This is a genomic window from Syntrophomonas sp. UBA1041, from assembly GCF_002316705.1.
Lineage (GTDB): Bacteria > Bacillota > Syntrophomonadia > Syntrophomonadales > Syntrophomonadaceae > DTU019.
In genome coordinates, this window is sequence record NZ_DCEA01000017.1 from 60,331 (window position 1) to 73,629 (window position 13,299).

General features: G+C 50.7%; 12 protein-coding genes. 10 read left to right on the forward strand and 2 right to left on the reverse strand.

Annotation, left to right across the window (positions count from 1 at the left end; genetic code table 11):
• Window positions 1-70 precede the first annotated feature (70 nt).
• From B2633_RS03815 to B2633_RS03830, 4 genes are all read left to right on the forward strand, one after another.
• Entirely contained in the window at window positions 71-1,087 is a 1,017-nt protein-coding gene (locus B2633_RS03815) for an aspartate-semialdehyde dehydrogenase (RefSeq protein WP_481038455.1), read from the forward strand.
• Between the two features lie 4 nt (window positions 1,088-1,091).
• Window positions 1,092-2,330, forward strand: coding sequence for an aspartate kinase (gene dapG, locus B2633_RS03820; RefSeq protein ID WP_483169249.1), 1,239 nt, complete (start codon window positions 1,092-1,094; stop codon window positions 2,328-2,330).
• Window positions 2,331-2,347: 17 nt separating this feature from the next.
• A complete protein-coding gene (gene dapA, locus B2633_RS03825; protein WP_483169250.1) occupies window positions 2,348-3,226 on the forward strand; it encodes a 4-hydroxy-tetrahydrodipicolinate synthase in 879 nt (292 codons plus the stop codon).
• Between the two features lie 203 nt (window positions 3,227-3,429).
• Window positions 3,430-5,094 (forward strand): ribonuclease J, encoded by a 1,665-nt coding sequence (locus B2633_RS03830; protein WP_483169252.1) that lies wholly within the window; start codon window positions 3,430-3,432, stop codon window positions 5,092-5,094.
• Window positions 5,095-5,227: 133 nt separating this feature from the next.
• On the opposite strand, the gene B2633_RS03835 is transcribed toward B2633_RS03830, so the two are convergent.
• Window positions 5,228-5,452, reverse strand: coding sequence for a YlzJ-like family protein (locus tag B2633_RS03835; RefSeq protein WP_483169254.1), 225 nt, complete (start codon window positions 5,450-5,452; stop codon window positions 5,228-5,230).
• Window positions 5,449-6,150 carry a ClpP family protease gene (locus B2633_RS03840; protein WP_481043146.1) on the reverse strand — a complete coding sequence of 234 codons (702 nt, stop codon included), beginning with the start codon at window positions 6,148-6,150 and terminating at the stop codon, window positions 5,449-5,451. The genes B2633_RS03835 and B2633_RS03840 overlap by 4 nt, the downstream gene beginning before the upstream one ends.
• Before the next feature lie 172 nt (window positions 6,151-6,322).
• On the opposite strand from B2633_RS03840, the gene B2633_RS03845 reads away from it, so the two are divergent.
• The 6 genes from B2633_RS03845 (at window position 6,323) to pgsA (ending at window position 13,200) form a co-directional block, all read left to right on the forward strand.
• Window positions 6,323-7,096: an undecaprenyl-diphosphate phosphatase gene (locus tag B2633_RS03845; RefSeq protein WP_483169394.1), complete on the forward strand. Its 774-nt coding sequence runs from the start codon at window positions 6,323-6,325 to the stop codon at window positions 7,094-7,096.
• Window positions 7,097-7,205: 109 nt separating this feature from the next.
• The gene (locus B2633_RS03850) at window positions 7,206-9,452 is read left to right on the forward strand and encodes an FtsK/SpoIIIE family DNA translocase (RefSeq protein ID WP_483169255.1); all 2,247 of its coding nucleotides are present in this window, start codon (window positions 7,206-7,208) and stop codon (window positions 9,450-9,452) included.
• A 39-nt stretch (window positions 9,453-9,491) separates the two neighbouring features.
• The gene (locus B2633_RS03855) at window positions 9,492-10,457 is read left to right on the forward strand and encodes a PfkB family carbohydrate kinase (RefSeq protein ID WP_483169256.1); all 966 of its coding nucleotides are present in this window, start codon (window positions 9,492-9,494) and stop codon (window positions 10,455-10,457) included.
• 111 nt (window positions 10,458-10,568) lie between these two features.
• Window positions 10,569-11,324: a helix-turn-helix domain-containing protein gene (locus B2633_RS03860; RefSeq protein WP_483169257.1), complete on the forward strand. Its 756-nt coding sequence runs from the start codon at window positions 10,569-10,571 to the stop codon at window positions 11,322-11,324.
• A gap of 15 nt (window positions 11,325-11,339) precedes the next feature.
• Window positions 11,340-12,677, forward strand: a complete 1,338-nt coding sequence (gene rimO / locus B2633_RS03865) for a 30S ribosomal protein S12 methylthiotransferase RimO (RefSeq protein ID WP_483169258.1) — start codon at window positions 11,340-11,342, stop codon at window positions 12,675-12,677.
• Window positions 12,661-13,200 (forward strand): CDP-diacylglycerol--glycerol-3-phosphate 3-phosphatidyltransferase, encoded by a 540-nt coding sequence (gene pgsA, locus B2633_RS03870; RefSeq protein ID WP_481038464.1) that lies wholly within the window; start codon window positions 12,661-12,663, stop codon window positions 13,198-13,200. Before rimO ends, pgsA begins: the two co-directional genes overlap by 17 nt.
• The last annotated feature ends 99 nt before the right edge of the window (window positions 13,201-13,299 follow it).

Sequence of the window (13,299 nt, forward strand, 5' to 3'; positions counted from 1 at the left end):
GGTCAAAACGGTGTGCTATATTATATAAATAGTATTTTCTTAGTATTATTTGCAGGAGGTAACGAATCCGATGGCCGTAGGAATTAAGTTGGCAATAGTGGGTGCGACAGGCGCGGTAGGGCAGGAAATGCTCAAGGTCTTGGAAGAGAGGAATTTTCCGGTGCGGGAATTGATATGCTTGGCAGATCCCCGCGAAGCCGGAACCCGCTTGAAATTCAAGGGCGAAGAGTATACTGTGGCCGGAGCAAGCCCGGAAGCCTTTAAGCGTGCCGATATAGCGCTTTTAGCAGTCGGATCCGATGTCAGCAAAATGATGGCTCCGGGTATTGTAGCCCAGAACTGCGTGGTGATAGACAACAGCTATGCGTTTCGCATGGACCCCGAGGTGCCTCTGGTGGTTCCAGAGGTGAATGGCGACGATATTGCCATGCATAAAGGCATCATCGCCAATCCCAATTGCTCCACAATTATTATGGTGGTAGCCATTAATCCTTTGCATAAGGCAGCCGTTATCAAAAGGATCCTGGTTTCTACCTACCAGGCGGTGTCCGGTGCGGGCAAAGCCGGTTTGGATGAACTGGATCAGCACATCCAGGCCGCTATGCAGGGTATAGATCCGGAACTGAACGTATTTGTTCACCCCATAGCATTTAACGTGATTCCGCATATCGATGTTTTCGAAGATAACGCCTATACCAGAGAAGAAATGAAAATGGTCTTAGAGACCCAGAAGATAATGCACGCCCCTGAGTTGCGGATTGCGGCAACCGCGGTACGAATTCCGGTATACCGCAGTCATTCCGAATCGATATATATAGAAACCGAAAAAACCTTATCCCCCGATGAAGCCCGACAGATTTTGGCCGCTGCCCCCGGGGTGGTAGTGCAGGATAGCCCCGAGCAGAACATATATCCGATGCCGCTTTTTAGCTCCGACCGCGACGAGGTTTTTGTGGGCCGTATTCGCAGGGATCTGTCCTGTGAAAATGGTCTGGCTCTGTGGGTAGCTGCCGATCAGATCAGGAAAGGCGCGGCGACCAACGCGATTCAGATTGCTGAGATCGTCGCGGAGAAAAACCTCTATTAGGAAGGTGTTTAAACTGAGGATAGTTGTTCAGAAATATGGTGGTACCTCTCTGGCCACCTCGCAGGCCAGAGCCCAGGTTTGCCAAATTGTCAGCCAGACTCTAGCTGAAGGTTATAGAGTAGCGGTGGTGGTTTCGGCTATAGGCAGGACCGGAGATCCTTATGCTACCGACACCTTCATCAATATGATGCGGGCGGTAAATCCTTCACCCAACCCGCGGGAGCTGGATCTTTTGATGTCCTGTGGCGAAATGATCTCGGGCTTGATTTTATCATCGCATTTGAACGCCATGGGGATCGCGGCCCGCTTCTTTAACGGAGCCCAGGCCGGGTTGGTCACCGATGGAAACTACGGCAACGCACATATTCTATATGTCAATCCCAAGAATGTAATGGAATGTCTGGAACAGGGGATTGTTCCGGTTATTGCCGGTTTTCAGGGCACTGCCGAAGAGGGAGAATTAACCACTCTGGGACGGGGCGGCAGCGACACCACCGCCAGTGCTTTGGGTGTGGCTTTGAATGCTGAATTTATTGATATTTTTACCGATGTGGAAGGCATTATGACCGCTGATCCGCGCATTGTAACCAATGCCAGACTTTTAAACGCCATTACTTACAATGAAATCTGCCAGTTGGCCCGGGATGGAGCCAAGGTGATCCATCCCCGTGCGGTGGAAATTGCCATGCAGCGAGGGATACCGTTGCGGGTGCGTTCCACTTTTTCCAATTCAACCGGCACCCTGGTCACTCATCATTCCATGGGGTATGACGACATAAGCATCATCCGCGATGCGCTGATTACCGGAGTCACTTACACCTCGAATATAGCGCAGCTGAAGATAGGCATCACAGAGCCTGACCGGCAGAGGGATGTGCCTTTAAAAGTTTTTAAGTGCCTGGCTGAAGCTTCCATCAGTGTGGACTTCATCAGCGTGCAGCCCGAACTGATTCTGTTTACGGTAGGAGAAGACATGGCTGAGCAGGCCGAACAAACCTTGCGGGGTATCGGCTTTGAACCCGGAGTGGAAGTTAATTGTGCCAAAGTTGCCATAGTTGGCGCTGCCATGACCGGGATCCCCGGGGTGATGGCCCAGGTTGTGGAGGCTTTGACAGAATATGATATTCCCATTTTGCAATCAGGGGACTCATATACCAATATATGGTGCCTGGTGAATAGAGAACATATGGAACAGGCGGTCAGAGCGCTCCATGACAAGTTTGAACTGGGGAAAAATAATTAAATGGTGGTGATCGTAGGATGGCAGTACCCAGACTGATGACGGCGATGGTGACCCCTTATAACGAAGACTTGAGTGTGAATTACGCCAAAGCAGCTGAATTAGCCGAGTACCTCTGCAAGAACGGCAGCGAGGGACTGGTGGTTTGCGGCACAACCGGTGAGTCGCCGGTGTTGAATGACGAGGAGAAACTAAAACTTTACCAGACGGTACAGGATCAAGTAGGGGATCGTGTACCGGTGTGGGCAGGAACCGGTTGCAATGATACCGCAGCGGTGGTGGAACTGAGCCAGGCTGCGGTTAAAACGGGTGTGGCCGGCGTCATGGTGGTAACCCCTTATTATAATAAACCTACTCAAGAAGGCTTATACCAGCATTTTCGTAAAATCGCAGAGAGTGTGCCGGTGCCGGTGATGCTTTATAATGTACCGGGCCGCACCAGTTCTAATCTCTTGCCCGAGACCATAGCCCGCCTGGCTGAAGTGGAAAACATCACTGCGGTAAAAGAGGCCAGCGGCTCAATGGATCAGGTTTCTCAGCTCTTGACCATGATCCCGGAAAGAATCACGGTATATTCTGGTGACGACTCTCTGACCCTGCCTTTAATGGCTCTGGGGGCCCATGGCGTGGTCAGCATCGCCTCCCATGTGATCGGCAAACCTATTGCGGAAATGATTGCGGCCTTTGCGGCCGGAGAGGTGAACCGGGCCAGCCAGCTGCACCGGGAGTTGTTCGCCATGTTTAAGGGCCTGTTTATTACCACTAATCCCATTCCGGTGAAAACCGCTTTGAATATGCTCGGTCATGACATGGGCGGATTTCGTCTGCCCCTGACACCTCCGGGTGAAAACGAACAAGCATTTATAAAAGCCTTGCTGGCGCGATATCAGCTATTATAACCATTAGCTTCTAAAGGGGGCCTCACGGCTAGTCATTGTGTTAAGAAATGACTAACCGTGAGGCCCCCTTTTGGTCTGTTGGCTTAATTATAGGCAGGGTTTGCTTGGAGTTGTTAATACCCTTATTATCGGCTATAATAAGCCAAGTGGAAGTGTGCGGTGGTATCTTTCATTTTTAAAAAATTAAATAAGGAGGTGCTCAAGTGTCAGGACTTGATTCCCGCTTACAGATCATTCCCCTGGGCGGTTTGGGGGAAGTAGGGAAAAATATGGCGGCAATCAGATACGGTGACACCATTCTGGTTATTGACGCAGGGCTGATGTTCCCAGAGGACGAGTTGCTGGGCATAGATATAGTGTTGCCAGATATTACCTATTTGATCGAAAATAAGGACAAAGTGAAAGGCGTTTTGCTAACCCATGGCCATGAGGACCACGTAGGCGGGCTTCCCTATATGCTTAAGGAAGTTAACGCGCCGGTCTATGGCAGCAGGTTAACCATAGGGATCGCCGCCAACAAGCTGCGCGAGCACGACATCGACTATGCATCCTTGCAGGTGGTCAAACCCCGCGACAGCATCGATTTCGGCGATATGCAGGTGGAGTTTATTCGCGTCTGCCACAGTATTCCCGACTGTTTAGCTATCGCCATCCATACCCCCCTGGGAATAATTCTGCATACCGGGGATTTCAAACTGGATCAAACTCCGGTGGACGGGGAAACCGTTGATTTTCGCAAACTGGCGGAAATCGCAGAAAAAGGCGTTTTGGTAATGCTTTCAGACAGTACCAATGCTGAGCGCCCCGGGTTTACCATGTCGGAGAAAGTGGTGGGGAACACCTTTGACAGCCTCTTCGGCCAATGCGATGGCCGTATAATCGTCACTACTTTTGCCTCCAATGTACATCGCATTCAACAGGTGATCCGCACCGCTGAGAAATTTAACCGCAAGGTAGCCGTCTCAGGACGCAGCATGGTTAATAACGTACAGGTGTCCAGCGAGCTTGGTTATATAGATATCCCCCCCGGAATACTGGTGGATATCGAAGACATCAGCCAATACCCGCCCGAGCAAATGGTGATAGTGACTACCGGCTCGCAGGGCGAGCCGATGTCGGCCTTGACCCGTATGGCTACCGCCGATCATCGCTGGGTGGTGATTGAGCCCGGGGACACAGTTATTATATCGGCCACCCCCATCCCAGGGAATGAAAAACTGGTGGCCCGCACCGTGGACCTGCTCTATCGGCAGGGTGCAGAGGTTATTTACGAGAAGCGCATGGGGGTTCACGTTTCCGGTCATGCCTCCCAGGAAGAATTAAAGATATTGATAAACCTTATTAAGCCTAAATATTTCATGCCGGTGCATGGAGAGTACCGGCACCTGATGACTCATGCCAAATTGGCGGAGAGCCTCGGCTTGCCGCGTTCCTCCATTTTTGTGATGGAGAACGGTCAGGTCTTGGAAGTCGACAAGGAAAAAGCCCAGGTTTCGGGGAAAGTAGCTTCCGGCAAGATCCTGGTGGACGGCCTGGGGGTGGGGGACGTCGGCAATATCGTGCTGCGGGACCGCAGGCAGCTAGCCCAGGACGGTATAATAATAGTTGTGGTGACCATTGACAAAGAAATCATAGAAATTGTAGCCGGACCCGATCTGGTCAGCCGCGGCTTTGTCTATGTGCGCGAGTCGGAGGAATTGATGGAAGACGCCCGCGAAAAAGTACGGGAAGCCCTGGAAGTATGCATGAAGAAAGGACTGACCGAGTGGGCCATGATTAAAGCCCAGGTACGGGAGAAACTTAGCCGTCACCTCTACGAAAAAACCGGCCGCAAGCCGATGATTCTCCCTATCATCATGGAAATCTAGCAAGACAGCGTCTGATGCCAGAGGAGAAGGTGACAATTGGGGACGGCCCTTTTTGTCATTTTTCCCTCTGGCGTCAGAAAACATCTTGGTCAAACACTAGAAAAACGCCCCTTTGGGGACAGTTTCGTAATTTTTATTCCAAACGGCCGGTACTGGGATCCAGGCTCAGGATGTTGCCGGGCTGATAGCGCAAATCCAGGAAGTCCATGGGATCGGTGCTGCAGACCGAGACAATGCGAATACGGTTGCTTTCGGCACTTTCCGCCAGTATATGGCCGCCCGAAGCCAGGGGTATCTTTATGCTGTTGGGCGTCTCCCAGGAAACCAGGCTCATGGGATCAGGCGAGTACATTATCATTGCAAAAGCCCCTTCTGTTCTTTCAGTTGATTGATTTTGGCGATGGCATCGCGAATACCCCCAACTGCGTCGATCAAACCGCATCTTACCGCATCTTCGCCCACCAGAACCGTTCCGATGTCCCTGGCCAGGCTGCCGGTCCTAAACATCAGCTCACGAAAAGTCTCCTCGCTTATATGGGAATGCTCCACCACGAAACGCACCACCCGGTCCTGCATCTTATCCAGGTACTCGTAGGTCTGAGGAACCCCGATGACCAGGCCGGTAAGGCGTATAGGATGTATGGTCATGGTGGCTGTGGGCGCTATCAGAGAATAGTCGGAGCTTACCGCAATAGCGGCCCCGATAGAATGTCCTCCGCCCATTACGATAGAAACAGTCGGCTTGGATAGGGAGGCTATCATTTCAGATAAGGCTAAGCCTGCTTCAACATCCCCCCCCACCGTATTCATTACGATCAACAGCCCTTTGATGTTAGGATTTTCTTCCACAGCTACCAGCTGGGGAATAAAGTGTTCGTACTTGGTGGTTTTGTTTTGCGGCGGCAATACCATATGCCCCTCGATTTGACCGCTGATGGTCAGGCAATGGATGTCGCTCTTGAACCCGGGGACTTCGGGAGTACCCAGTTCTTTGATGGCACTGATTTTATCTTCTTGTTTCGGTTCTTCCTGATTGGGGAGGTTTGGCTCTGTCAACAAAATTACCCCTTCCTTGATGAATTCTTTAATTAGCATGCCCCGGGCCGATAAAACCTACACCATGAGATGCTGCGATTAAAGAGCGCTCATCGCCAGGAAATGGGTATGTTTTGCAGCAGCTGTGCTATAATTTACTAAGTAGTTTTCTGGGAGGTATATGATTTTGACAGTGATACAAGCCCTAATCCTGGGCGCAGTACAAGGATTGACCGAGTTTTTGCCGGTCAGCAGTTCCGGGCATCTGATTATTTTTCAACATCTCTTGGGCCTGCAGAATACCCCGCTGGCATTTGATGTTCTGGTGCATATTGGGACCCTGGTGGCGGTTTTTATTGCCTTTTGGAGCGATATCGCAGAACTGTTGAGAAAGCCCTGGAGCAAACTGACGCTTTTGATAGTAGTGGGCTGCATTCCGGCCGCACTGGCCGGGTTTTTACTGGAACCCATTTTCGAGCAGACCTTTAAATCACTACTGGTGGTCGGCATAGGTTTGCTGATAACCGGGGCAGTCTTGATGGTATCCGAGAAATGGGCCCTGGCCAAGCCTGGTTTGAAAGAAATCAGGGAGACCAGTTACAAAGATGTGCTTTGGGTCGGCCTTCTGCAGGCCATTGCCATAATACCGGGGATTTCCAGATCGGGCTCCACCATTTCGGCCGGGCTTTTGGTTGGAATGGAACGGCCTTTTGCGGCGCGTTTTTCCTTTCTGCTCTCCATTCCGGTTATTCTGGGAGCAGGTTTATTAGAATTAAAGGATTTAGGAACAGAGGCCATGGCCTCCATACCGGGATCAGCTATTGCCGCCGGTTTGTTTTCCGCAGCCTTTTTCGGCTATGTTGCCATTAAAGTGGTGCTGCGACTGGTGAATCAAGGCCGCTTATCGGTGTTTTCCTGGTATGTGTGGGCACTGGGAATAGTTACTCTGGTGATTTACTTTACATAATAAATATGTTGTGGGTTTGGCCTCTGGAGAGGCAGGAATTCACGTAATACAGGAGAAATTTACCATTAAATCCATCCGCCCATTCAGGCGGCAGTATGGGGAGGCCGTGATGGCAGCCAAGAAAAAGAGCACCCCCAGGACCCGGACGGTAAAGGTAACGGCGCCAGCTGAGCCTAAGTCGCCCGGTCCCATTGAACATCTAAAATATGATATTTTGTCACTGGTAGCCTTTACCCTGGCGGTCTTTGCCTATGTCAGTCTGCGCAAAGCCCAGGGCCTTCCCGATGACAGCCGTATCATCGGCTGGCTGGGGACCGGCATCAAGGCGGCTTTGGAATATGCCTTCGGGGATGGGGCTGTATTAGGGCCCTTGTTCATTCTGGGATGGTCGGCCCACCTGGGGATAAACAAGAAGACCTGGTCAACGCAAATGTGGGGCTTAAGCATGCTCGGGCTAGTTGGTATAACATTATTTGCGGTTTATAAAACCCCGTCGGGCATGAATGCCTGGGAAGCCGGGCAAGCCAGTCTGGGCGGCGGTTATCTGGGCGGCAGTATGGCTTACCTCTTGATCCAGCTGGTGGGAAATGTGGGATTGGGCATACTGGCATTATTCGGCACCTTGCTGGGGCTGCTCCTGCTCATCGACCAGCCGGCGGCGACAGTTTTTAAAAGACTGCAGCAGGGCGCCCTGCAGGCCAAATCCCGGCTTGATGAGGTCATGTTTTATCAGGCCGCAGCCGAAGAAAGCGGCTCTAAAACAGTCACTGCAGCCCCTTTGATTATTGACAGCGCCGAGGCATCGTCCCCCCGGGAAGAACGCCCCCCGGTTCCTATTGTGGACATACAGCAACCGTTGCCGGTGGCGGCCGCCCTGGCCGATATCGAACCGGTGCCGCCCCTGCAGCTGATCAAAACCCGGCCGCGTCAGGAAGAGCATTATTGTCTGCCCCCCCTGGAATTGTTAAACGATGTTAGCAATGAGCGTCTGATCGATAAGAAGAATATAAAAGAAAGCATCACCGTTTTGGAGGATACTTTTGCCAGCTTCGGGGTAGCGGTTAAGGTCAATCAGGTCAGCTGCGGCCCGGCTGTAACCCGCTATGAGCTGACCCCGGGGGCCGGGGTGAAAATCAGCCGCATCATCAGCCTGACCGATGACCTGCAATTAAACCTGGCCGCCCCCGGCATACGCATTGAAGCTCCTATACCGGGTAAGGCCGCCATAGGCATTGAAGTACCGAACCGCAAAATACTAAGTGTGGGCCTGCGCAGTTTGATTTCCGCCCCGGCCTTCAAGAAGTTGAAAAGCCCGCTGGCTTTCGCCCTGGGGGAAGATATCAGCGGCAATGCGGTAGTGGCCCGTTTGCATGATATGCCCCATCTATTAATCGCTGGCTCCACCGGCTCGGGCAAAAGTGTATGCTTGAACTGTATTATTATGAGCATGTTATATCACAGCACCCCCTCCGAGTTGAAAATGGTTTTCATCGACCCGAAAATGGTGGAACTGACGATTTATAACGGCATTCCGCACCTGATGACCCCGGTGGTCACTGATCCTAAAAAGGCCTCTTTAATCCTGCGCTGGATGGTTCGAGAGATGGAAAAGCGCTATCAGCTCTTTGCCAGCAGCGGGGCTCGGGATATTCAACGTTATAATCAGATAAGCACTGACAAACTGCCCTATATAGTTATTGTCATTGATGAGCTGGCAGATCTGATGATGGTGGCTCCGGTAGATGTGGAAGATGCTATCTGCCGGCTGGCTCAAATGGCCCGTGCCGCCGGAATGCATTTGATCGTAGCTACTCAGAGGCCTTCAGTAGACGTGGTCACTGGGATCATCAAAGCCAATATCCCTTCCCGGATAGCCTTCGCAGTCTCATCCCAGACCGATTCCCGCACCATATTGGACGCCGGTGGGGCAGAGAAACTGCTGGGTAAAGGGGATATGCTGTTCCTGCCGGTAGGAGCGGCGAAACCGTTCAGGATTCAGGGAGCTTTTGTCTCCGACCGGGATATTGAAAAAACCGTGGACTTTATTAAAGCACAGTTTAATCTTGATGAACCTGTTAATGAGATTGAAGAATTGGAGCTCGCCGACAACGAAGAGGCTGACGGAACCGATGACGAACTCTTCTGGGACGCTTTGAAAATTTTTGTGGACGGTAAAAAAGCCTCGGTTTCACTCTTGCAGCGGCGTTTACGGGTGGGTTATGCCCGAGCCGCCCGGCTGGTGGATATCATGGAAGAAAGAGGCCTGATATCCGAGCAGGACAGCAATAAACGGCGTGAAGTTTTGATCGATGAAGAGCAATTTGAAAAGCTATACGCCAGGAATAAACTATGTTAGTATGAAAATTAGAGATCAACGTTCAGTAAGGGGATTAGTATGCGGTTGACCTTCCGGGAAAAGGAAATCCTTGATTTACTCAAGAAGGAACCCCTTATTTCCCAGGAGGAAATAGCCCGAAGGTTTGGAATTACCCGCTCTTCGGTGGCGGTGCACATCTCCAACCTGATGAAAAAGGGAGTAATTCTTGGTAAAGGCTATGTGCTCAATGAGGTGGTTTCGGTTGTAGTCCTGGGAAACTGCCTGCTGGTAGTGGATGTCGAAGATGAGGGCGGAGTACCGTCAATTGATATCAGTTGGGGCGGATTTGCTTTTAAAGCCAGTCAGTCCCTGGCGGATTTTGGCTCAAATGTAAAAATAGTATCGGTTATCGGCAATGATGAACAGGGAGAACTGATTTTGAGTCAGTTAGCCCGAAAAAAAGTCGACATATCCAATATATACCGTCATAATAACAAGCGCACCACCCGTCAGGTAAGGTGTAATGGGGAAATACTATTTAAGGAAGGCTTTTTCCCCGATGATTATGAAAAGGCGTTAAATTTACGGGAATGGGTTATATTTAATTGCGAGTGGCTGGTGGTTGAACCGGTTTGGCAGGAATATGTGTACCGCAAGGCGATTCACAAGGACGGTGAAAAACTGCCCTGCCTGTGTACTTGTTTGAGCCTGGAAGCTGACCAGCTCATTCCCCGATATCTGGAAGGTTATCATCTGTTAGTACTTGGTTTGGCGGATATAGTACAGTTCGATTTTCATCGCAGCCGTATTCAGGAGTTGATTGAAGCGGGAATGGACCACTGTATCATCACAGACGGTCATTCCGCAGTGATGCATATGAACCATCGTGGTATTCAGGAATATCCCTTGTTACCCAATCAATCGTTTCATCATGCCCGGCAATTGTTGTACCTATTATGCGGCTTGGTTTATGGCCTTTCCAACAACTATCCCCTGCGGCAAGCCATCCGCATGGGTGTGGGTACTGCGTCTGTCGGGTCATGATTGGTAGTACAAGACATAGTTAATCATTGCCCTTCGGTGTGTGGGTATTGCGTCTGTTGGGTCATGATGCCAATAAAACCGTTTTATTGACCATTAGAAGGAGTTGAGAACATGCAATTTGGTCAAGTTTTTAAAGAGAAAAGAGAGAGTCTGGGACTGACTCTTGAACATATTGAAGAGGAAACTAAAATTCGCAAGCTGTACCTGGATGCGATTGAAAAAGAAAGATTTAATATCCTGCCACCAAAAGTGTATGCCACTGGATTTGTCAAAAAATACGCCCGCTATCTGCATCTGGACGATGAGGTATTGGTGGCCTTGTTCGTGGAAATGGCTTATGGCTATGAAGAAGAAGCCGAAATAACGCAGCCTCAACCCCAAAAGTCCGGGCCGGAATTCCAGTTTCTGGCCATGAACTGGCGCAATGTTGTGGTGGCTGGCGCCTTTCTGCTGGTGGCTTTATGGGTGGGGAACATGATTGTCGGCGCCATTTCCAACCACAGCCCCAATGTGGCCCAAAACCCAACCTCGCAGCAGCAAAACCCAACTGCCCCCGGGCCTGAGGAGCAGAATAATAATCCTGCCGGCGATCCTGCCCAAACCGATGAGCGGGATATGAGCGCAACGGTGCGCGTCGCGGCTCTGAGCGACTGCTGGGTGAAAGCCATAGTAGACGGGGAGACAGTGTTCTCGAGCACCCTGACTGCCGGACAGGAACAGGTTTTTGAAGGCCGGGAGGCGGTCTTATTGACAGTAGGCAACGCCGGGGGTATCGAGGTTTATTATAATGGCGACAAAATTGGTCCCCTGGGCGAAAGCGGCGAGGTTATCCACAAGGAATTCCGGGTGGCCCGCTTGAGTTCATAGTAAAGGATTTCTCCAGTGAATGTAGGCCTGATTAGTCTGGGATGTTCCAAAAACAGAGTTGATAGTGAAATAATACTATACCGGCTTAAAAAAGCCGGTTATAAATTGGTATCCCAGCCCGAAAAAGCGGATCTGATAATAATAAATACCTGTGCTTTCATTGAGGAGGCCCGTCAAGAAGCAATTGACCGGATCATTGAAACCGGTCTTTTAAAGAGCCGTGGAAGCCTTAAATACCTTGTGGTAGCAGGATGCATGGCGCAAAGATATGGATCATATTTGATGGAAGAGATGCCTGAGCTGGACGGTGTATTAGGCATCTCTCATTGCGATGAGATTGATAAAATTATAGAAGCGATTCAGTCTGGACAGCGGGTGACAGCTTGCGCGGAACCTGAAAGACAGTCACAGGCCTGGACGGGGCGAATACTTACTACTCCTCCGGGTATGGCTTATCTGCGCATTGCCGACGGCTGTGACAATCGCTGCAGCTATTGTGCCATACCCGGTATTAGAGGGGGGCTGCGCTCCCGGCCGCTTCAGGACCTGCTCGAGGAAGCCCGTCATTTGGTGACCCAACAACAGGTACGGGAACTGGTAGTGATAGCACAGGACACCGCAGCTTACGGAACCGACATATACGGGCGCAAATCCCTGCCGGATCTGTTGGACGGCCTGCAAAAGATCGAAGAATTGCAATGGATCAGGCTGATGTATCTTCATCCCGCGCATATGGACGACGCTATTCTCGATGCAATCGCCTCCAATAAAAGCGTCTTGCCATATCTGGATATTCCGGTGCAACATGCTTCTGACCGTACTCTGCGGGCTATGAACCGCAAGCATGACAGCACGCAACTAAAAGGTCTGTTGGCCGAGCTGCGGCGCAGAATCGAAGGATTGGTGCTGCGCACTACGGTGATGACCGGATTTCCCGGTGAGAGCGGAGATGACTTCCAACGCCTCTATGATTTCATCGCTGAATCAGCTTTTGACTGGCTGGGGGCTTTTCGCTACAATCCTGAAGAAGATACGGCAGCTAGCCTGATGCCCGATCAAGTGCCGCCGGAAATCAGCCAGGAGCGTTTGGATCTGATAATGAAGCTGCAGAACCGCATTACCCGCAGCAAGAATATTGCCAGGATTGGAAGCCAGGAACCGGTGTTGATTACGGAAAAGGTCTCCAACCACCTCTACATCGGCAGAGGTTATTATCAGGCGCCGGAAGTGGACGGCATCACCATGATCAAGAGCACCCGGGCCTTACCCAAAGGACAATTGATGCGGGTAGAGCTTAAAGCGGTCAGAAACTATGACATGATCGGAGAAGTTGCTGATGAACATCCCCAATAGTTTAACTCTTTTACGTATCATATTAATCCCGCTCTTCGTTATCATCATCTCCGTGAAGGTTCCCAACGGCGATTATATAGCCGCGGCTATCTTTATAGTGGCTGCCTTGACCGACAGCCTGGATGGTTACCTGGCCCGCAAGATGAAACAGGTCACCAAATTAGGGGTCATACTCGACCCGTTGGCCGATAAATTGCTGATTACAGCCGCTTTAATCAGCCTGGTGGAGTTGGGGCGTATTCCTGGATGGATCGCAATTGTCATTCTGGGGCGTGAATTTGCCGTATCCGGTTTACGCATAATCAAAGCAGAGGAAGGGGTTATCATTCCCGCTAGTATATGGGGTAAGCTGAAGACTATCAGCCAGATTATAGCCGTGGTGGTAGTAATACTGCAAAATGATTTTTATGCCATAACCACCCTGGTCCTGGGGCCGGTGATGCTGTACCTGGCGCTCATCATCACAGTCTATTCGGGGTTGGAGTATTTTTATCGATATATCAGCATGCGTGAGGTGAAGTGAATCTATCTAGGACCCTATTCCCAGGCAAAATAAACTACTAAAGTTATGATAAAGGCCGCTGCTTATAGCGGTCTTAATTTATTGTACAGCTGGTTGTGC